This window comes from uncultured Aquimarina sp. (assembly GCF_947496855.1).
GTDB lineage: Bacteria > Bacteroidota > Bacteroidia > Flavobacteriales > Flavobacteriaceae > Aquimarina.
On record NZ_CANMED010000001.1, the window covers coordinates 20,141 to 41,338 of the forward strand.

General features: G+C 32.8%; 17 protein-coding genes. 3 read left to right on the plus strand and 14 right to left on the minus strand.

What is annotated here, in order from left to right:
- The 3 genes from Q0921_RS00095 to Q0921_RS00105 are packed head-to-tail and all read right to left on the minus strand — an operon-like array spanning position 1 to position 4,545.
- A complete protein-coding gene (locus Q0921_RS00095; protein WP_299251377.1) occupies positions 1 to 1,824 on the minus strand; it encodes a polymorphic toxin type 15 domain-containing protein in 1,824 nt (607 codons plus the stop codon).
- Positions 1,825 to 1,826: 2 nt separating this feature from the next.
- Positions 1,827 to 2,666, minus strand: a complete 840-nt coding sequence (locus tag Q0921_RS00100) for a hypothetical protein (RefSeq protein ID WP_299251380.1) — start codon at positions 2,664 to 2,666, stop codon at positions 1,827 to 1,829.
- Between the two features lie 13 nt (positions 2,667 to 2,679).
- Positions 2,680 to 4,545 carry a phage baseplate assembly protein V gene (locus tag Q0921_RS00105; protein WP_299251383.1) on the minus strand — a complete coding sequence of 622 codons (1,866 nt, stop codon included), beginning with the start codon at positions 4,543 to 4,545 and terminating at the stop codon, positions 2,680 to 2,682.
- 354 nt (positions 4,546 to 4,899) lie between these two features.
- Here Q0921_RS00105 and Q0921_RS00110 point away from each other — a divergent pair, with 354 nt between their 5' ends.
- From Q0921_RS00110 to Q0921_RS00120, 3 genes are all read left to right on the plus strand, one after another.
- Entirely contained in the window at positions 4,900 to 5,319 is a 420-nt protein-coding gene (locus Q0921_RS00110) for a hypothetical protein (protein ID WP_299251386.1), read from the plus strand.
- A 108-nt stretch (positions 5,320 to 5,427) separates the two neighbouring features.
- Positions 5,428 to 6,474, plus strand: coding sequence for a DUF6340 family protein (locus Q0921_RS00115; protein WP_299251389.1), 1,047 nt, complete (start codon positions 5,428 to 5,430; stop codon positions 6,472 to 6,474).
- Between the two features lie 214 nt (positions 6,475 to 6,688).
- Positions 6,689 to 7,003, plus strand: a complete 315-nt coding sequence (locus Q0921_RS00120; protein WP_299251444.1) for a hypothetical protein — start codon at positions 6,689 to 6,691, stop codon at positions 7,001 to 7,003.
- A gap of 146 nt (positions 7,004 to 7,149) precedes the next feature.
- Here the strand turns inward: Q0921_RS00120 and Q0921_RS00125 are convergent, their stop codons facing one another.
- The 11 genes from Q0921_RS00125 to Q0921_RS00175 form a co-directional block, all read right to left on the minus strand.
- Positions 7,150 to 7,383, minus strand: coding sequence for a DUF6095 family protein (locus Q0921_RS00125; protein WP_299251449.1), 234 nt, complete (start codon positions 7,381 to 7,383; stop codon positions 7,150 to 7,152).
- Entirely contained in the window at positions 7,373 to 8,185 is an 813-nt protein-coding gene (gene murQ, locus Q0921_RS00130; RefSeq protein WP_299251452.1) for an N-acetylmuramic acid 6-phosphate etherase, read from the minus strand. Before murQ ends, Q0921_RS00125 begins: the two co-directional genes overlap by 11 nt.
- 25 nt (positions 8,186 to 8,210) lie before the next feature.
- A complete protein-coding gene (locus tag Q0921_RS00135; protein WP_299251455.1) occupies positions 8,211 to 9,032 on the minus strand; it encodes a DUF4249 family protein in 822 nt (273 codons plus the stop codon).
- Positions 9,033 to 9,036: 4 nt separating this feature from the next.
- Positions 9,037 to 11,394 carry a TonB-dependent receptor gene (locus Q0921_RS00140; RefSeq protein WP_299254664.1) on the minus strand — a complete coding sequence of 786 codons (2,358 nt, stop codon included), beginning with the start codon at positions 11,392 to 11,394 and terminating at the stop codon, positions 9,037 to 9,039.
- Positions 11,395 to 11,592: 198 nt separating this feature from the next.
- Positions 11,593 to 11,796: a hypothetical protein gene (locus tag Q0921_RS00145; protein ID WP_299251458.1), complete on the minus strand. Its 204-nt coding sequence runs from the start codon at positions 11,794 to 11,796 to the stop codon at positions 11,593 to 11,595.
- A gap of 117 nt (positions 11,797 to 11,913) precedes the next feature.
- Positions 11,914 to 12,585: a hypothetical protein gene (locus Q0921_RS00150; protein WP_299251461.1), complete on the minus strand. Its 672-nt coding sequence runs from the start codon at positions 12,583 to 12,585 to the stop codon at positions 11,914 to 11,916.
- Between the two features lie 57 nt (positions 12,586 to 12,642).
- Positions 12,643 to 13,737, minus strand: coding sequence for a hypothetical protein (locus Q0921_RS00155; RefSeq protein WP_299251464.1), 1,095 nt, complete (start codon positions 13,735 to 13,737; stop codon positions 12,643 to 12,645).
- Positions 13,718 to 14,254: a hypothetical protein gene (locus tag Q0921_RS00160; RefSeq protein ID WP_299251466.1), complete on the minus strand. Its 537-nt coding sequence runs from the start codon at positions 14,252 to 14,254 to the stop codon at positions 13,718 to 13,720. Before Q0921_RS00160 ends, Q0921_RS00155 begins: the two co-directional genes overlap by 20 nt.
- 1 nt (position 14,255) lies before the next feature.
- Positions 14,256 to 14,798 (minus strand): RNA polymerase sigma factor, encoded by a 543-nt coding sequence (locus Q0921_RS00165; RefSeq protein ID WP_299251469.1) that lies wholly within the window; start codon positions 14,796 to 14,798, stop codon positions 14,256 to 14,258.
- 178 nt (positions 14,799 to 14,976) lie between these two features.
- A complete protein-coding gene (locus Q0921_RS00170; protein ID WP_299251472.1) occupies positions 14,977 to 18,348 on the minus strand; it encodes a VCBS repeat-containing protein in 3,372 nt (1,123 codons plus the stop codon).
- Positions 18,349 to 18,553: 205 nt separating this feature from the next.
- On the minus strand, positions 18,554 to 20,779 hold the full coding sequence (locus Q0921_RS00175) for an NADP-dependent isocitrate dehydrogenase (protein ID WP_299251475.1): 2,226 nt from the start codon (positions 20,777 to 20,779) through the stop codon (positions 18,554 to 18,556).
- Between the last annotated feature and the right edge of the window lie 419 nt (positions 20,780 to 21,198).

Consider the following 21,198-nt stretch of genomic DNA (forward strand, 5'->3'; position numbering starts at 1 on the left):
TCATTCTCCGGTTAAATTTATATTTAATAAAGTAGATTCTTTTTCGGCTTGGGTCATATTTTTAGCAGCCTCTCGAACTTGTTTATCTACATCTCCTATCCTAGTTCTCCATTGAGAACCTAAACTTGAATTCACACCTGAATCTCCTAGCCCTGTAATATTGTCTGCAAAACCACCCGCAACTTGATCAGGATCATGTAAAGCGGCTTTATTACTCATGAAATCATCTGCTAATTTTTCAGCTTCATTATATGATCTACCTTGATTTTCCATTAGATCTTCTACCATATCTTCTCTAAATTGTTCTCGATATTCTTTTTGAGCTTTACTACCTTCTTTTGATCTTTTATTCTTGAGGTACTCATCCCTGTTCTTAATAAAATCATCAACGGTTAGCTCATTAATACCTTCTTCTTGACCCTTAAGCTGTTTGTCAAATTCTGCTTTATCATGTTCAGGATTGCGTATGAAAGGTTTAGATTTTATTTCTTTAATCCGTTTTACAGCCGTAGCTTTTTCTTTTTGTTCCTTTTTATATTTATCCTGTATGTCCTGTTTTTCAGCTTTAATTTGTTCTGGAGTTTTTCCACTTCCCTTTAATACCGTATCTCCCTTACCATTTTTTTGTCCAACATTTTTTGCTGCATTTAGCGCATTAGATCCAATATCCGCAGTTTGATCAACACTAGCCATTGTTCCTTTTGCTGCATCATATTTTTGTTTGGTTTGTGCTATTTTGGCGCCACCAGCTCCTCCAAACATTGTTAATAAGGTAAATGCACCTTTACCTGCTAATTTCTGATAATCCTCTGCGGTAGCATTTTTAAACCAATTAACAACACCATCCTTTGCCAATCCTAAAAGCTCAGCATCATGGTTCATTGCTGCCATAAAATCTTCATTGTTTATGACTGCATTCATGGCAGATCTTCTATAGGTTTCCACCATTACCTTCTTGCCATTATGCATTACAAACTGTGCCCCTGATTTTGCATCGGTTATGATATCACCTGGATTAAGCCCATAATGTACGGTTGTTTTTACAGCTCCTACTGCTAAATCTTTAACTCCTATTACAGTATCCGCTGCACTTTCAGCGAAATAGTACCCTACCGTTCTTGCATTGGCTCCAATATCTACTATTGCTTGAGCTCCATTTCCCCAGTCATTACTATCTGCAAAATTTACAAAATCCTGAGCCATTGCTTTTCCACCTTCACCCATTTTACCCATGTGATCTCCCAGAGGAATATGTACGTTTTCCACATATGCATCAGAAACGATATCGGCAAGTTCTGCAGTATCTTCTATTAGATCAGTAGTTGCTGCACGAGCGGAATCGAGTAATTCTCCACCTTTTTTGGTAACCGTTTCTAATGCCCCTGACATCTTATCAGATACCGCTTTACCTGCATTTTCTATAGGAGCAGTAAGTTTACTGGTGAAATTATTCCATTTACTTTTTAAATTATCTGCTACATTCGGTTTATCATAAGATTCATCGGGAGGATCAAGATCAATACTTATAAAAATTGGCCCTTTGGCACAAAAAAGTTCACTTTCATGAGTCAACAATCGTTTACCTGAACAAATGATACTAGGGTCAGATAAATTAACCCAAGCTTTTGGTTCTGGTACACAAGGACAAGGAATCATACCAGGACGACTACAGGTACCAAAACTAGTTACATCCATATCTGCTTCAGTGCCAAGATCAAGACCTTTTATAGTTGTTTTTAGATTATTAACTATTAATGATCCTTTGATTTTACCATATGGACATTTAAGACTAATATTTTTTGGAACAGTATTCTTTACTCCCATGTCTATTTTTTTTGGATTGCAATTGTCGTCTTCGAATCGACGGAATAAACATTACCTACTTTTACATATAAAAGTTGAAGTGCGTTTGTCATACAATATTCTGAATCTAAATCATACAATTCTGAATAGAAAGCATCAAATTCATTGATGTAAGGATAATCCTTAAGAATTTCTCTAAAAAAGGATTTTATTTTATCTTCTTCAAAAAATTGCCACTGTATCGACCCTGTCCTAGCAATCTTATTTTTATTATCACTTGAGTCAATGATTTTGGTTTCAAGCAAAATTGGTAAAGGATATGGTCCTAAAAAATTTTGAAAAAACTTATGTTGAATTAGTGCTTTATCTTCTTGAAGCTTATCGGAATAAATTCCTGGAAACAAAAGGGTCCCTATCTCAGATTGAGCGAAAACTTGTAAAAAACCTTTTTCAGAGATAAATAGATAATCTATTCTTTCTATGATATTTTGAAGACCGTGTATGTTTTTAAATCTTTTTCTAAATTCTATTTTAGAATCATCCCAAAGTTCTCTTATTTCCCTAATATTGGGAATAGAAATAATCGATCCTATATCATTCGTATAAATCAAAAGCTTTTTTTGAAACCTCATAAGATAATCCTCAACTTTACTAATTCCTTCATTATACGATTGATTTCTTTGAAGGAAATTTACCACATAAAGGTTCCCGAATTTGTTTTTTTCAATAAATCGTTTTGATATTGTTGATTCTACAGTATTTTCTCTTGTTTCTTCAAGAGTTTGAACTGACGTATAAGTTTCTACATCATAAAATATAGTTTCCTTATTTTGATTCATTAATATCTTCTGAGAAGTTTTCATGACTAAAAACTTATTATTTGTTAATTTCTACCCGATCTCCGTTCATAAATATTTTGCCTCCTAAAATCTTAGCTGCCGCTGCGGCTGCAATTCCTACTGTTAATGAAGCTAATGTTAAAGCCGCCCCAGCCTGGATATTTGCCATTACTGAAGCTGTGATAGATACTCGCTTCCCGCTTACAGAGGTAGTTTTTCCTTTTAGAGAAGCTTTGGAACCTCCACTGGCACTAAAATTACTACCACCATCCAAGCTCATATTACTAGACGCACTTGCACTAAAATTACTACCAGCACTAGCAGCAATATTACTAGCTGCATTCATTGTTAGATTGTTACTTGCTTCTATCGCAATATCAGTAGAGGAGAAGGTGATTTTATTAGGTGCATTGATAGTAATCTCACCGTTACCACCCATCACAATCGTATTACCACTAGGATCAGCAATGGTAACACTACCATCTGCATCATTAAGGGTTACCTGATTACCACTTCTTGTTTTGATAGCTTTAAGGTGATTGTTACCACTCTTAAAACTTCCGGGTACTGATGAAGCATTGGTCACACTGCCTTTTACAATAGGTGATTCTGCATTGCCTCCTTCATGATCAACAATAACTTCATCTCCTTTTTCAGGTACAAAATACATTCCTTGCCCCGGTCCACCTGCCAGACTTGCTTGTCTGATCCACGGAGATGTTTCTCCTGTTTCTTTTTGCCAAGCATATTGTATTTTTACACGTCCCATGCCTTCTGGGTCTGCATTATCTACAACCACTGCAGTTTGAGATTTTCCTTTTGGAAATGCTTTAATAGAAGTTTTAGGATAGGCATCAGTTTCTGCGGTAACGGCCTCAAAAGTGTTCTCATACCTGCCATTTTCACTACAACTATGCTTTATTTTTATAATTCTGTAACCACCGTATGATGAGGTTTCTCCATCTATTAATATAGTACTGCCTACTGTAATACTTGGATTGCTGCTCTTTCCTGTTACCTTTACCTGATTAATTTCATTAGCTTGTTTTTGATGTAATATCTGATCATCAATTCTGGATTTCATCTGTGGATCATCATGAGCACTTACAAAAACTTGGGTTTCTTTTTGAAACAGTTTATCACTTTTTTGACTAATGGTTGATATAAATCCTTTTGTGTTAGAATTTAATTCTTTGGTCTTAACTTGATGAAAACCATCTGTTAGATAATCATTGGTGAAATATTTGAAATTATTAGGAATCGCTTCCATTTTCATAGATAATTCAAGCAGGTCATAACCATATCGTAATTTTACAGGATCTTTACTCTCCGGTTTACCAAACACTAGTTTAGTGCCATTGTAATAAAACCATTCTCCATATTGTGCTGCAAGTCTACTAGCGTATTGAAACGCACTTTCTTCTTGTTGTACACTATAATGAATAGGAGTTGCTTTTTTTGGAGAAATATTACATTGTAAAATTCCTTTATCATATCCAGAGAATGTTTTTTCCAAAATCTCTGATATTCCAATATCTTGATGAGAAGTGTAATGTGGTCCATCATCAGCAATAATGCTACAGCTTTTACCTAAGATATGAACAAGGTCTCCTGTTTTTTGATAGAAACCTTTAACGGTATTGATGGTAGTTACAATACCTTTAAATTCTAGTATTTCTTCATTAGTAAAACTATTAACAGATTGAATTTTCAATAGAAAAACAGCTCCTAAAAAATTAGCACTTTCTCCGGTAATATCATCCGTAACTTCTTCTAGTACATCTTTTCTACATGTTAACTCAAAACTGTGATGAGAATCTATTTCTTGATGAAGCGATAAATTTTGAAATGCCGGAATTCGTTCTCCGTCTATAAATATTTGTACTTGTGTATCTGTTGCCATATTAATTTTGTATTGACATAGAGAATATTCTATTTGCTGATTTAAATTAACATTAAATAGTATTATAAAGTAAGGGGTGAGGACGAATGGTAGTTATCGAAGGATGTTTGTAGTAGATTTTGTGGTCTTAAATAAAATAAATACTTAAAGGGATAATTTGCAATAATATAAGTGATTTCTTATGGGATAGTTGTTCAATTACAGTCTAAAAAAACATAAGAGAATTTCATTACTCCTTTCAAATTAGCTATTGGTCAACAAAATTGCTTCGAATGTCCTCAGTTAAACTCTGTTTGATAATATGTCTTTTAAGTTTACAGTCGATTTAATAATTTATTTTAAAATTAAAAAGCAATGAAAACTCGAAACAATTTTTTAAAAAACTTAAGTAAAGTAGTATTAGTATTATCCGTTTTATTTATAACATCTTGTGGTAGTGATGATGATGGAGTGGTGGCTGATGCTTTTGTTACTCTTCCAACTGATTTACTTACGACCTATAATGGAGAATTAACCTATACTCCTGGAGATGGTATGGGGATCGTAGCAGGAGTAGACGGGACAGCTACAATTTCTGGTTCTGGAAGCACTTATACTATTAGTTTTAGTGATGGAGTACCATCTTTAACTGGATTGCGTTTTATAGGAAATGGAAATGGATCATATGCATCGGTAGCTACCGATGGATCTTCTGCAGGGATTTCTATTGAGAGTGATGAATTAAGAATTGGTGCAAGAGTAGGAAGTGATTCTTGGGGGTTTGTACCTAATTAATATTTTTATTATAGTATATTTAAGGAAGGGTGGTTTTGGGGAAAACCACCCTTTCTACTTATTAATAGAAGTATTTTATCTTTTTAAAATGCCATAATTCAAAAAAACATGAAACATCTACTCACATATAAAATATTCGTCTTGCCATTGTTCTGTATCATAATGATCGGATGTGGTAGTAAGAAATCACTAAAAACTGAAGTCATTAAACCTCCCATAGTTACTCTGGATACAGACATAAAAAGAGTTGGAATCATTAATAGAAGCATACCATCCAAAGAAAATATAGGACTAGATCAGGTAGATAAAATATTATCTATGGAAGGTGAGAAATTAGATAGAGAAGGAGCAGAGCAGGCCATAATCGCTTTGAAAAATGCATTGGAACAAAATCCTAGATTCACTCAAGTTGTCATATTACCTGTAAACTTAGACCAAAATCCCGGCGGAGGTGTTTTTCCTTCATCTTTAAGTTGGGATCAAATAGAAGAGTTATGTAAGAAGAATAATGTAGATGCTATTTTTAGTTTAGCTATATATGATACAAATGCTAAAGCGACATACAATGTCGAAAACACTAAGATAAAAGGTCCACTAGGGATAGAAATTCCGGCTATTGAGCATATAGTGAATATAGATACAAGAATTAAGACTGGATGGCGAATTTATGATCCAATTCATAAAAAAGTATGTGATCAACTATCTGTTAATGAGAAAACAAGATCCAATGGTAAGGGTATTAATCCAATAAAAGCAATTGAAGCTGCTACAAACAGAAAACAGTCAGTCTTACAGATTAGTCAAAAAATTGGTAGCGATTATGCATTGAGGTTATTGCCTTATAAAGCTAATGTGTATAGAGATTATTATGTGAAAGCTACACCTAATTTTAAAATTGCTAAACGAAAAGTAGAAACGGGTCAATGGGAGGGAGCCGCCGCATTATGGGAGAGAGAAACATCCAATGCAGATCCTGAGATTGCTGGTCAAGCTTGTTTTAATATGGCTTTTTATAATGAAATTAAAGGTGATTATACCAAAGCTATAGAATGGGCAACAAAAGCATATACAGATTATGAAAATAAAAATGCCTTACGGTATATTGACGACTTAAAGGAAAGGATAGAGAATCAAAATATAGTTAATGAAAATTAAATTTGTAGTATTAGAATAATTTTCAACAAAGCTGAAAATTAAATATTCAGAGGAGGTAAGTGGTTTAATATAATTTTTTATATAAGAATATTAGATGTCTTAAAATTTATGGCTAGCAAAAAAACCAGATAAAAATTCGGTGTTGCACAATAAATATTAACTGTAACGTTTAGCTTATGAATAATTTAACAATTCATTTTAAACAAAAAAAGTAATGAAAAACCAAAACAATTTTTTGAGAAATTTAGGAAAGGTTGCATTAGTAGCATCTGTTCTATTTGTAACCTCTTGTGGTAGTGATGATGCTCAAGATCTAGTAAATGATGTAGCTTGCGAAAATCAGACTTTAGCGTCTAAATTAGCTGTTGAAACGGCAATAACATCTTACAATGCTACTGAAAATCAGACTACTTGTGTAATACTAAGAGAAGCTATTGAAACTTATAGAGGTTTTGAGTGTATTGCTGACGATGTATTTTCTACTGAGTACGATGCTTTGCCAACTGATTGTGCAGATGCAGGTAATTAATAGATAAGTTTATAATATCTAAAAGTGCTTATTATATATATAGGAATATGAAAGTACTTTTGTTTTAAATATTTCAAGGAAAAAGAGTGGTTTGGATAAAATCACTCTTTTTCTGTTTTTAATTAATATTATATTAAAAGTAAAATCTATTTCTTGCCAAATATTGAATCCATAATTGTTTTAATTCCTCTAAAAGCCATGAATATGGCAAAAGCAGCCCCTATCAATCCCAAAATCAAAATTGGAATATAGTAAGAATGATCTTGATTCTTAAACGCCGAGTGTATAACAACAGGGCTAATAAACATAAATATCAGCGCAATTGCCATGCGTTGCACTCCTTTACCCAGCAACTCTTTATCCGTTCTTTTAGGTTCCATAATTGTTTATTGCGTTACGAACACTACCGTATTTTTCTAATAACTCAGCAGCTAATGCTCTTTCAATTTTCAATTCTTCCATAATCATCCGTGTACCACGATCAACTAGTTTACTATTGCTGAGTTGCATATCTACCATTTTATTGCCTTTTACCTTTCCTAACTGGATCATAGTAGTAGTTGATATCATATTTAGCACTAGTTTTTGAGCAGTACCTGCTTTCATGCGTGAACTCCCAGTAACAAATTCAGGTCCGACTGTCACTACAATTGGATATTGTGCGGTTGTTGCTAATGGACTTCCTTCGTTACAAGTAATACAACCAGTAATTATGTTAGATTCATTACACTTTTTTAAAGCTTCAATAACGTAAGGTGTTGTCCCAGAAGCAGCAATACCGATAACAACATCGTTTTCAGAAACCTTATAAGTTTCCAAGTCTTTCCATCCTTGTTCTGTGCTATCTTCTGCGAACTCTACTGCTTTCCTAATGGCAGGATCACCACCAGCAATTAAACCAATAACTAACTCATGAGGAACTCCAAAGGTAGGAGGGCATTCACTGGCATCGACTACTCCTAATCGGCCACTAGTTCCCGCTCCCATATAGAAAAGTCTGCCTCCATCTTTTAATTTTTCAACAATTTGAGAAATTAATGTTTCGATTTGGGGAATTGATTTTTCTACAGCTTCTGGAACTGTTTTATCTTCCCTGTTGATATTAGATAATAATTCAGAAATGTTCATCTTTTCTAGATGATCATATTTTGAAGTTTGTTCTGTTATTTTGGTAAACGTCATGCTTCAAAAATACTGATTTTCCTGATCACTCTTCAATAGTAAATTGAAAACGATTTGCTTCGGATAGATTAAAGTATCCTAAAGCAAAATTATCAGGATTCGTAGTATTAATAATATTTCCTCGTATTTGTACTGGAGGTGTTTGAAAAGGATTCCCACCTTCTTGTTCGCTTTGTTCTATTAGTATATTAGAATAATTATAGTATCGTTCGTCTATCCCTAGAATTTTAATAGTCACTTCTTCACCTCCTATCATATCTTCATAAAAATAGGAGAAGTTAAAAGCCTCACCTTGGTAGAATCTATCTTCACTAGGGAGGTATAAATTAAAATCAAAATCAAATAAGTAAAAGTTTTCTTGGGTACCGTCATCTGTAAAGAAAACTATAATTTCAGTTTCATCACCCTCAAATAAAGTTCCGTCTCCTTGTTCTATATTATCTATAGTAGTAGTAGGAATAAGGTGGGTCGTAGCTTTATATGTTTCTTCATTATAGATTACTGTAAGTTCATAATCTGTATTAAATTCTGGAATAACAGAAGCATCTTCTGGAATAAAAAATCCAGACTCTGTTAACGATTCTACAAAATTCAAGATAGTGTTATCAGAAAGGTTAGTCACAAATACAGTAGCATCGCTTACCGTAGGGACATTATCATCGAAAAAAGGAGCGGATAATGTAAGTCGCACACCACCCAAAGCATCAACTGGATCTTCGTCTAAATAAATTTCAAAAGAAGCATCAATAACTAATCTTGGTTCTCCATTAGGAACATCCACATCAATAACATCTTCACAACTCGTAAAAATGGTAAGTCCGATTATGATATATAGTAGTTTTTTCATCTTTTTAAAATTTAAAATTATAAGTTACTGCAGGTACTATGCCGAAAATAGAAGTTCTTACGGCTTCGTTAACTCGAGTTTCTGTATTTTGACTAAAGGTTATTGAGGCTGCATTTCTACGGTTATATAAATTATAAATGCTAAAAACCCATTCTCCTTGCCATTTTCTGTTTTTATTTTTTCTTGGCGTTAATGTTGCAGAAATATCCATACGGTGATAAGCTGGTAAACGTTGATCATTACGCAAACCATCAAAAACCGGTACTATTAGCCCCTGATATTCAAACTGTCCTGATGGGTAATTAGTTGGCTGTCCTGTTTGAAAAAGGAAATTAGTATTAAATTTCCATTTTTCATTCAATTCATAACTTCCAGTAAAAGAGATATCATGGGTTTTGTCATAAGGAGTATTATACCACTCTCCATTGTTAATGCCGATTTCTGTAGCCGTTCTTCCTGGTGTTCTTTGTTCTGATTTAGATAAGGTGTAGGCTAACCATCCTTTAAATTTTCCTTTGTTTTTACGAATTAATAACTCTAAGCCATACGCTCTGGCTTCGCCATTGAGTATCTCTCGTTCAATAGCATTATTAGCAATAAGTTCTGCTCCATCAATATAATCAATCCTGTTCTCTATATCTTTAAAAAACACTTCTGCTTCTAAAGAATAGGCATCATCTTTAATACTTTTGAAGTATCCTAACGCATACTGGTTTAATAATTGAGGCTTTACATATTTTCCACTTGGTGTCCAAACATCTAATGGAGTAGGAGAATTGGTGTTTGATAATAGATGGAGGTATTGAGCCATTCTGTTATAACTTGCTTTTATAGAAGTGTTATCATTAAAAGCATAAGCTAATGCTACTCTAGGCTCGAGATTTGTGAAGTTTTCTATCTGATCACTTCTGCTTATTCTCTCGGTTCCGATTGGATCCGCGGCTTCATAAATCTGTAATTCCTCATTAAATAATAGTGGATTGTCATTTTCGTAGATATTCAATTCATCTTGCCCTAATCTGGTAAAGTTACTAAGCCTCACTCCGTATTGTAAGGATAAATTATTTGAAATTTTATGCTCAGCATCTATATAAACCCCTAATTCATTGGCATATTTATCAATAAGTTTATCTCTTATAATTCCAGAATCCTCACTATTTGGTTTGATCTCACCTGGATTGAAACGATAGTATATATTATTAACACCATAATTAAGCTGAAAATTATCACTTAAGTAATGCTTTAAGTCATATTTTACATTAAAATTCCTAATACCAGAGTCCCATTCGAAACCGACAAAGTCTAGTTCTAATCCATAAAAATAATCTGAATATATCAGGGATAAGTTAGAGAATAGTTTGTCTGAGAACAGGTGATTCCATCTCAGGTTTAAGACCGTATTGCCATACGTGTTCCTAAAACTTTCGCTAATGGAGAATACATCACGCCCAAAATATCCGGACACAAAAATGTTGTTATTCTCATTAATCTTATAGTTCAATTTTGCGTTAAGATCATAAAAATATGCTACGTTGTCATTACCATCATCTAATAATGGTAAGAAAAGATGTGCATAAGATGCACGACCTCCAACCAGAAATGCTCCTTTATTTTTTACAATTGGGCCTTCTGCAAGTAGTCTACTGGATACGAGTCCAAGTCCTCCGCTAAGATGATACTCTTTACTGTTTCCTTCCTTTTGGTAAATATCGAGTACAGAGGATACACGGCCTCCATATTTTGCGGGGATGCCTCCTTTATAAAGTTTGATATCTTTGATAGCGTCCGGATTAAAAACCGAAAAGAATCCAAAAAGGTGCGAAGAATTAAATATGGTCGCTTCATCTAATAGAATTAAGTTTTGATCCGCTGCACCACCACGAACATTAAACCCTGAAGCACCTTCGCCACCACTTGTTACTCCTGGTAGTAATATGATGGATTTAATAACATCTGCTTCACCGAGTACAACCGGGATTTGTTTAATAGTTCCTGAGGTAAGCTTATTAAGACTCATTTGTGGATTCTTAATATTCACTTTTTCTACATTCTCGGTAATTACAATTTCGTCTAACATTTCTGAAGCTTCCGATAATTGAAAATTCAGTTTTTTATCTTCATTAAGTGTAATTTCTTGAATAATGTCTTTAAATCCTAAATAACTAATTTGTAGTTTATAAGTCCCTTCAGGAAGGGTAATAGAGTAAAACCCATATTCGTTGGTGACGACTCCTTTACCAATTTCAGGAAAAAGTACATTCACACCAATCAAGGTCTCATTACTGGATTGTTCGGAAATAGTCCCGTTGATCGTGAATTTTTCTTGGCTTATAGCGGAATAATGAACTAGAGTGCATAGCATTACTAGCAGTATATTAATAAAGATATGTTTTTTCAAAAGATATGTTTTTCAGATAGGTGTATAAAGGAGACTGTAATGTACGCGACTTGTTACAGCATTTTTTATTTTATAAATCTACAGACAATTTGGGTATACAAATGTTATTTAATTATTAAAAATAAATATTTTGAAAACCAAAGAGTGCGCTGTGTTTATTAATTAAGATTTCCAGCAAAAATTAATGGGATACCATTCTTCGGAGTATAAAGGAATACTATTTGCGGATTTAATACTTGATTTGCGTTTAAGATATACTTGGCTGTTTTCTGAAAATACATAGTTAGTATCGATTTTTTCGGTTTTTACAATAACTTTATTTTTCATTTGGGGCTTTGGTAACATTTCTTTTTTATACAAATTCATGGTATCAATTTTTATGCCTAATTATATTTAATTTGATTTTCCGATACTCAAAAATGATTATTTCATGATGTAATCTTCTGAAAATAAATGATTAAAGGGTTTGTGGTTTTTGTTTTATTATTTTTTCGGAGCTTTTTTCTTATATCGATTTTTTCCGAGATTAAAGACTCCAACTTTTACTCCTATTCCTGCGGAGAATCCATTGATTCGATCTATACCACTAGGATGGATATTAAATTTACTCGAGAATCTATACTTTACACCTGCTTCTAGTTGTAGAAATCTAGACACATTAAATAGTAGGTTTATTCCAGGTTCAGCAACAAACACTGCATCCCAGTCATAATCATTCTCGTTAAATTCATCGTCATCATCGAACTGGCCATCTATGTAACCAACTCCTCCAAATCCAATTAGTAAAGGAAATGATAGATTTACTCTTGATTTACTGAATAGTATCGGTTCTAAGTGTATTCCTGCGTATCCTCCAATTAAATCTTCATCATTTGAAATAGATATTCCTGGTAGATTTTGCTGAGAGTAAAAACCTTTCATGCCAAAACCTACTTCGAATTGTCTGTTGGCCACATATGCTAGTTTAAAGCCGATTAATGCTGTGTCTTCTCCTTCAATTTCTCCATAACTAGCACTAAATCCCATATAGACTCCGTGCACAATGTTTTTACGGTCATTAAATTCTATATAATCTTCATCTTTTGATTCTTGAGCATTTATTTGATTTATACTAATTAATAGAAAAGTAATTAATAATTTGATTGATTTTTTCATGAGTATTGATTTGTTTTGATTATTGAATTGATAAATGGTTTTAGTTATAATTGTTGTTTATTCTTCTTTCAGGATAATAACTCCTTTGATACCAGTAATATGAAAAGTTCCTTTATTAGCGTCTATTCCGTAATTTGCTTTGATCTCTCTTAATCTTTTATTACTATCTATTACATTGTTTTCAATATTTTTGAATGCCTTAGGGATTCTCAATAGTCCTTGTTCTAACGAGGCACTGAAATCAAAATTAAGATCAGATATGTTGATGCTTAGCTCAGAAGATTTTTGGTTGATATTAATATTCGCATTCGGTTTTAGAATGTTTTTAATCTTAAAATCTGCTACATCCATTATGAGATCTATTTCATTTCTTAGGTTTTCTAGTACAATATTTGAAAACTTAAGTTCTCCTTTTATCTCTTCGATATTTTCTATGGATATTTTATCTTTACTAGAATAAATTTCAAGATTAGTAACTTGGTCAATCATAATTGTAGATCCACTACTTTTGATTCGGAGATTTTTAGAAGTTTGATGATCAAATTCACTATTTTTTAATGTTATCTTTCCATATGTTATAGACTTGGTTTGAAGTTTTCCAAATTTCATTTCGATATTAGCATTAATGATGTCATTGTTAACCCACATGTCGCCGTGTTGTAAATTTGCTTTTAGCTTTCCATTCCAACCATTGATAACAATATCTCCAAATTTGTTCGTTACTTGAATTTCTGCGTTAATGGGTAGACTGATTTGATAATCTATTTGTATACTTCCTTTGTCAAAATCAAAAGGATTTACACGATTGAATACTTTAGAGAAAAAGCTGTCATTTTTTTCTTCAATGTTAGAAAATATGGTAATAAAATCATCAGTAGTTGTTATAGATGGTTTTATTCTTGCCAAAAGATCTTTAGCATCATCTTTGTCTTTTTTGTTTACAACAATGTCCATGGTAATCTTTATTTTGTTCTGACTCCATCCGCTAACAATAATGTTACCATATTTATTTTCTAATTGTAGTTCTCCGGCATTGGTAAAATCATAAATCTTTTCAATTGATTTAGATTGCTCTTCCTGACCATTTATATAATGTCCAGTAAAGATTATCAAAAGGGAGAGTATTAATTTCTTATAAAATATATCCTTCATTATCATCGGATTTTTTCGAATCTTTAATTTGCTCTAAAAGATTCTCTATTAATTCAATTCTTTTTTTGTAGTTCTGAACTATGGCTTCTAGTATGTACTCATTATTTAGATTAGCTGTCATTTCTTCTTTTAACAAAAGATGTTCTTTATCTAATTCTTTCATAAAAGAGAGAAACTCTTCTTTATCTTCTAAAGAAAGTTTAGCATTGTTTTTTACTAATTCTACCTGAAAAGAAACAAGACCTTTGTAATAGGTATCAATATCACTTAATTCTTGATTTGCGAAATTACTTGACTCATTTGAAGCTGTAAAAATAGTAGTCAAAGAAAATACTCCTATTAAAATAATTATAGTTGCAGCTATTTTAATCATTGGAGATCTCCAAAACGGTACGATTTTTTCTTTAGAAGTAGCATTAAGTTCTATGTCGATATGTTGCCAAAGCTTTGCTTTATCTGGCTTATGCTCATCAAAAAGAAGTTTGTTTTCTTTGATATATTTTTCAAAATTATCCATCTTATTCTAATGTGTTTATAATCTGAATTAGTTTTTTCTTTGCTCTATGATATTGTGATTTGGATGTAGAACTAGAAATCTCTAGTATCTCCGAAATCTCAATATGATCGTATCCTTCAATTAAGTATAGGTTAATAATCTGTTTGTATCCATCTGGTAATTGTGCGATACCTTTTTTTATTTTAGGTATATCCATTGTTTTAACAGGTTCATCAATCTCTTCACTTATATAATATTCATGTTGCTCTAGTGGGGTTACTGGTATTTTTTTTAATTTTAAAAAATTGATACTTTTATTAATTACTATCCTTTTTAACCAGGAACCAAACGTACTTTCATATCTAAAAGAGGTTAAGTTTTTAAAAGCATCTACAAAACTATCTTGAATAATATCCTCCGCATCTTCTCTGACACCTAATATCCTCATGCTTACATTATACATGGCATCTATATAAAGTTCATATAGCTTATATTGCGAATTCCGGTCACCAGATTTGCTTTTCTCTATAAGATCCTTATGTGTATAAAGAATGTTAGTTTTCAATTATTTATGATTGATTGTAAGTTTCTTTAAAGTTACTTTTCTTTTCTAGTTATTACTATTGACAAAACAAAAAGTAAAGGGTTGCATCATAGTTGTATTTTTTTTTGGATAATAAAAAAAAGCCTATAAATATGATGTTTTATAGGCTTGTATTTATTTTGAAGATATACTTTATGATTTACTGAAGAGTAAAATATTGTAGGTTTCCTTCGTTGCATACAGTCAATACCATAGTCTCATGTTTTTTCTGTAACATATATATGCCACGAGCATCTCCAATTATCGAAAAACCACTTTTATCTGCTGAAATAGTTTCAAAATTGCCTGTTCCATCACCTAATAATACGGTACCGATACTTGCATCACTGCGCCCCATTTCCACATCAGTATGGTAATTGTTTCCGGTTAAAATGAGGTCTAGATTTCCATCTTTATTAATATCTATAGGTAAAATTCCGTGAACTTCAGAGAATTGTGTTGATTTAGGCAAGTTGTGAGCTACAAATGTTCCGTCACCTTTATTTTCAAAATAAGCACTACTAAATGTGTGTGCTGATAGTTTTAGAGCACCTTCCATTTCTTTTTTTGAAAATATTGAATCCAGTGTTGCTTGTGAATATTGTTGATATCTTCTAAATTTCTTTTTAATATCCGGATACTGCGTGGCTATTGCATCTAGTACATGTTTAGGATAGCTTTTTCCATCACTGAAATAATAAAAAGGAAATGCATCGATTCGACCATTACGGTCAAAATCTTTGGCATAAATAATAGCTGGTTGATCTTCTGAAGCTTTATAAAATGAGTTTTCACCGCGGTTTCCAGCTATCAAATCAAGATCACCATCCTTATCTATATCTGCTGTGGTAATTGTATTCCACCATCCAGCTGTTTTGAAAAGGCCAGTTTGATTTGTAACCTCCGTGAATTTAGAATTATTATTCTTTAAAACAGTGATTGGCATCCATTCTCCTGCCAGAATTAAATCTTTATTTCCATCATTATCATAATCCATCCAAAGTGCATCATTTATCATCCCTAAATTCCCGTTATTAGGCAGAAGATCTGTCGCATTGGTAAAATGACCTTTATTATTGATAAGTAATTGACTTTGCTCTCCAAGCGGGTAGGATAGGGGTTTGGTTCCGCCACCTATAAAAAGATCTAGATCGCCATCGCCATCAATATCGTGTGCTGCAAGACAGGTTCCGTTTTGGAATTTTTTTGGTATTGCTTTTTCAGCTTTACTGAAATTACCTTTTCCGTCATTTAAATATAATCGGTCTTGATATAAAGAAGAACCTGATTTTGAGGCATAGCCACCACTTACTACAAACAAATCAAGATCTTGATCGCCATCGGCATCAAAAAAGAGGGCTTCTGCGTCTTCATAGATTTTATCTGCTTCAAATACAGCAATCTTCTTTTGTGTGAACTTCCCAAGATTGTTTTGAAGATATAATGTTCCGGAGTATCCATTCGCACCGCCTATGTATATATCTTCTAATCCATCATTATTGATATCTCCTTTGGACATAAACGGTCCTTTATTAGATAATTTGTGTTCTAGCAAAGGTTCTTGCTTAAAATCTATATAATCATTTTCCCGATGTTGGAATTCAGGAGAAAAAATGTTTTTGACTTCGGTTAGTAAAGTTTTTTCAATCTTCTCTAAAGGAGGTTTATCAATTGCATCTTCAATATTTACTTGTATGCGTTGATTTGGGGTAACGTTATTCAGTTGTTGATATTTACCATTTGGCCATACTACCGATACTGTAGTAATATTTTTACTTAATCCTACTCCAAAATGTAAAATAGATTCTCCCGAGCTAAGGTATCCTCGATAAGGGGAACATTCTTGATATTGTATGCCACCACTAGTAGTAACTGTTACTTTAGACCCTATACCTGAAGCATTATTTTTTTTACCCTTTAGCTGAATAGATAAATAATTATGATTAGATTTTAGCTCTCTACTATTGTTTCTGTATAAAAAAGCCTCTTGATTTAAATTGTTAGTAATCAGATCTAAGTCACCGTCATGATCTAAATCTGCGTATACAGCACCATTAGAAAACGAAGGTTTGTCAAATCCCCAAGAAACAGTTTTTTTTGAAAATGAAAGATCGCCGTTATTTTTATAAATATAATTTGTAACCGGAGTTGAAGATATTAGGTTTAATAACTCCATATAGTTGATTTTTTTAGCCCCCCCTCCAGATGCAATAGCTGTATTAGAATCATATTTTAAAAAATCCATATCAGTTATATTCCTATAAAATCCATTTGAGATAAAGAGATCTTTATACCCATCATTATCGTAATCAGCTAGTAAAGGTGTCCAGCTCCAATCCGTATGTGATATCCCTGATAACTGACCAATCTCGCTAAAGGTACCATTACCATTGTTTAGTTGTAATGTATTGCGCATCACTTGATGGCCTAGACCGAACTTTACAGCAATATGATATAGATCGTAAGGACTTTGTCCTTTTAGTTGTTTTTGGCGATAGTTATCTTCAGCCATCATATCTAAATTGATTACATCTAAATGTCCGTCATTATTAAAATCTGCGATATCCGATCCCATAGAATTCCTACTCATATGAAAAAACATATTATCTATAGCATCTGTAAATGTTCCATCTCCATTATTGATATAAAAATGATCTTTGTCTAAATAATCATTTGCTATATACAGATCTATCCATCCATCTTTATTGATATCAGTGGGGGTAACACTTAAGCCAAATGCTCTATTAAGTAAGTTTGCTTTTTTAGTAACATCCGAAAATGTACCATTTCCATTATTTCTATATAACCGATCACTAACATCTTCATAGTTAGTATTTTTATACGATATCGTATTACCTTTTTTATCTTTTGTAGTTTTTATATTTTGTGCATCGATAAAATCTACACGATGGTTAAGCAAGTACATGTCTAGATCTCCATCGTTATCATAATCAAAAAAAGAAGCTTGGTTAGAAAAACTTTGATCATTTAGGCCATATTCTGCTGCTTTATTTGTGAAAGTGAGGTCTTGGTTATTAATTAGTAAAATGTTTTCTCGTAATTCAGGTTCTCCAGCTAAGGAACGACAGATGTATATATCTTGATAACCATCATTATTGATATCAATCATAGAAGTACCGGTGCCAAAACCAGAGTGTAATACCCCTGCAGTTTTAGTAATTTGTTGAAATTTTAGATCCCCTTTATTTAAGAACAGCCCTCCATGAGATAGATTTCCTGAAAGAAAAATATCTGGTAATCCATCATTATTAATATCACCAACGGCGACACCACCACCGCCATAGATATATTCGTAAGTTATAATATTAAATGTTTCATTTTCTTTAAGCTTGTTGGTGAAATGTAAACCAGTTTCTTTAGGATCTGTTAATGTGAATAATGCTTTTTCTTGTTTTATTTCTGCTACTGTGTTAGTCTTGTCAATTGCGTCTGTTTTCTTTTCATTACAGGACGCTAAGATTACTAAAAAGATGAAACTAAAAAGGCTGAATGGTTTAACAAATCGTAACATGGGTTTTCTGGTCTATAAAAGTTTAGGTCTGTGTTAAAGACTGGTATTACTTTCTTTGGTAAAACTAAACAATTTTTATTTGAACAATTTAAATATTTTGTTTCCTAAAGAGAATGTTTTTTAATGTTTTTAACATAGAATCTTATAGAAAAAGCGCCATATAAAAAATTTTTATATGGCGCTTTTTTTATGTAAAAGGATTCGTTTATTCTATAATCTTATTCAATGTTTCACTAGGACGCATTGCATTAGCTACTTTAGTAACATCTGGCCAGTAATAACCACCCATATCCACAGCAGTTCCTTGAGCATCGTTTAACTCCTGGATTATTGTAGTTTCATTATCAGCTAATTGCTTTGCGATTGAACTAAATTCTGCTTGAAGATCTCCATCTTTATTTTGTTCTGCAAGTGCTTGAGCCCAATACAAAGCCAGATAGAAGTGACTACCTCTATTATCCAGTTCATTCACTTTTCTGGAAGGAGATTTTTTATTCTCTAAAAACTCTTCTGTAGCTTGGTCTAATGCTTCTGCTATGATTAAAGCTTTCTTATTATCGTTAGTTTCTCCTAAATGTTCTAAAGAAACAGCTAGCGCTAGAAACTCTCCTAAAGAATCCCAACGTAAATGTCCTTCTTTATTAAATTGCTGCACGTGCTTAGGAGCAGATCCACCAGCACCAGTTTCGAATAAACCTCCACCATTCATTAACGGAACAATAGAAAGCATTTTTGCACTAGTTCCGAGTTCTAGAATAGGGAATAGATCCGTGTTATAATCACGCAATACATTTCCTGTTACTGAAATTGTATCTTCTCCATCTTTTATTCTTTCTAAAGAGAACCTAGTGGCTTCTACAGGAGACATGATTCTAATATCAAGTCCTGTAGTGTCGTGTTCAGGCAAATATTTGTTTACTTTTTCAATTAAACTAGCATCGTGCGCTCTGTTTTTATCTAACCAGAATATTGCTGGAGTACCAGTGGCTCTAGCTCTACTTACAGCAAGTTTTACCCAGTCTTTTACTGGAGCATCTTTGGTTTGACACATTCTCCAGATATCACCTTCTTCTACAGCATGTTCAATTAAAACAGTACCTGTTGCATCTACCACACGTACTGATCCGTTTCCTTTGATCTCAAAAGTTTTATCGTGAGATCCATATTCTTCAGCCTTTTTAGCCATTAAGCCTACATTAGGAACAGTTCCCATAGTAGTTGGATCAAAAGCACCGTGTTTTTTACAAAAATCTATAGTTTCTTGATATATACCAGCATAACTGCTATCTGGAATAACAGCTTTAGTATCTTGTGTATTACCATTAGCATCCCACATCTGACCAGAAGTACGAATCATAGCTGGCATAGAAGCATCGATAATCACATCACTAGGAACATGGAGATTGGTAATTCCTTGATCAGAATTTACCATAGCCAATTCAGGACCGTTCTCATAGCAAGCTTTTATATCAGCTTCAATTTCAGCTCTTTTAGCAGGGTTCGGTATTTTCTTTAGTTTGTTTATAAGGTCTCCAAAACCATTATTTACCTCTACACCAATTTCTTCAAGTGTTTCATTATGTTTTTTGAAAACATCCTTAAAAAACACTTCTACAGCGTGACCAAAGATAATAGGGTCAGACACTTTCATCATGGTTGCTTTCATGTGTAATGAAAACAGTACGTTTTTCTCCTTAGCATCTGCAATTTGCTCTTCCAGAAAGGAGATTAATGCTTTTTTACTCATTACAGAAGCATCAATGATCTCACTATCAAGTAATGAAGTCTCTTCTTTTAAAACTGTAGTGTTTCCATTATTATCAATAAATTCTATTTTTACATTACCAGTTTCAGTGACAGTAACAGACTTTTCGTTAGAACGAAAATCACCACTTGCCATGGTAGAGACATGTGTTTTAGAATCACTACTCCAAGCACCCATAGAGTGTGGATTCTTTCTTGCATATTGTTTTACAGGCTTAGGAGCTCTACGATCAGAGTTACCTTCTCTTAAAACAGGGTTTACTGCACTACCTTTTATTTTATCATATCTAACTTTGATTTCCTTTTCATAATCATTCTCAGGTTCTTCTGGGTAATGAGGAATATCAAAACCTTGTAATTGTAACTCCGCTATTGCGGCTTTTAATTGAGGAACTGAAGCACTAATATTAGGGAGTTTGATAATATTAGCTTCTGGTTTCAGTGCAAGTTCACCAAGTTCAGCTAAAGCATTAGCCTGATTTTGTTTATCCGAAAGATTCTCTGGGAAAACTGCTAGAATTCTTGATGCTAGAGATATGTCCTTGGTCTCTATTTCTATATTGGCAGCTTTAGTAAATTTTTTTACAATTGGTAAAAAAGAATAGGTAGCTAATGCAGGTGCTTCATCAGTTTTTGTGTAAACAATTTTTGAGGATTCAATTCCCATATTTTTTGATTTTTTATAAGATATTTTTTAGACTGAAAAGATTAATATCTTATGTATTATACTATCTGTTAAGGAAATAGTTAGTCGTTTAACTTTTCTTGGACAAACAATATTAACCCTTCTTTTTTTATACTAGTGGAACACATTGTGTTATCTAATATTATTTGCTGTAAGATTTTCCGAGCGCGAAGATACAAATATAGGGGAGCAAATGCAACCTGTATATTGTTAGTTTTGCGTTAAAGGAATTGAATTATAAATCTTTAAAAAAGAGAGGATAAAAAAAAGGTAGTCTTAAAAAAAGGGCATTAATTTAGGAATAGTTGTAAAAAATAAAAAGCCATATCATAATACGAATACCTTGATATGGCTTTTGTCCAGAAATAATAAGATTGTTAGCTGTTTTACCCGCTATGAAA

What these genes read in the sequence shown, in the direction of transcription:
- Q0921_RS00095 (WP_299251377.1), bottom strand. Translation starts at nt 1,824, where the DNA reads ATGGGAGTAAAGAATACTGTTCCAAAAAATATTAGTCTTAAATGTCCA.
- Q0921_RS00100 (WP_299251380.1), bottom strand. Translation starts at nt 2,666, where the DNA reads ATGAAAACTTCTCAGAAGATATTAATGAATCAAAATAAGGAAACTATA.
- Q0921_RS00105 (WP_299251383.1), bottom strand. Translation starts at nt 4,545, where the DNA reads ATGGCAACAGATACACAAGTACAAATATTTATAGACGGAGAACGAATT.
- Q0921_RS00110 (WP_299251386.1), top strand. Translation starts at nt 4,900, where the DNA reads ATGAAAACTCGAAACAATTTTTTAAAAAACTTAAGTAAAGTAGTATTA.
- Q0921_RS00115 (WP_299251389.1), top strand. Translation starts at nt 5,428, where the DNA reads ATGAAACATCTACTCACATATAAAATATTCGTCTTGCCATTGTTCTGT.
- Q0921_RS00120 (WP_299251444.1), top strand. Translation starts at nt 6,689, where the DNA reads ATGAAAAACCAAAACAATTTTTTGAGAAATTTAGGAAAGGTTGCATTA.
- Q0921_RS00125 (WP_299251449.1), bottom strand. Translation starts at nt 7,383, where the DNA reads ATGGAACCTAAAAGAACGGATAAAGAGTTGCTGGGTAAAGGAGTGCAA.
- murQ (WP_299251452.1), bottom strand. Translation starts at nt 8,185, where the DNA reads ATGACGTTTACCAAAATAACAGAACAAACTTCAAAATATGATCATCTA.
- Q0921_RS00135 (WP_299251455.1), bottom strand. Translation starts at nt 9,032, where the DNA reads ATGAAAAAACTACTATATATCATAATCGGACTTACCATTTTTACGAGT.
- Q0921_RS00140 (WP_299254664.1), bottom strand. Translation starts at nt 11,394, where the DNA reads ATGCTATGCACTCTAGTTCATTATTCCGCTATAAGCCAAGAAAAATTC.
- Q0921_RS00145 (WP_299251458.1), bottom strand. Translation starts at nt 11,796, where the DNA reads ATGAATTTGTATAAAAAAGAAATGTTACCAAAGCCCCAAATGAAAAAT.
- Q0921_RS00150 (WP_299251461.1), bottom strand. Translation starts at nt 12,585, where the DNA reads ATGAAAAAATCAATCAAATTATTAATTACTTTTCTATTAATTAGTATA.
- Q0921_RS00155 (WP_299251464.1), bottom strand. Translation starts at nt 13,737, where the DNA reads ATGAAGGATATATTTTATAAGAAATTAATACTCTCCCTTTTGATAATC.
- Q0921_RS00160 (WP_299251466.1), bottom strand. Translation starts at nt 14,254, where the DNA reads ATGGATAATTTTGAAAAATATATCAAAGAAAACAAACTTCTTTTTGAT.
- Q0921_RS00170 (WP_299251472.1), bottom strand. Translation starts at nt 18,348, where the DNA reads ATGTTACGATTTGTTAAACCATTCAGCCTTTTTAGTTTCATCTTTTTA.
- Q0921_RS00175 (WP_299251475.1), bottom strand. Translation starts at nt 20,779, where the DNA reads ATGGGAATTGAATCCTCAAAAATTGTTTACACAAAAACTGATGAAGCA.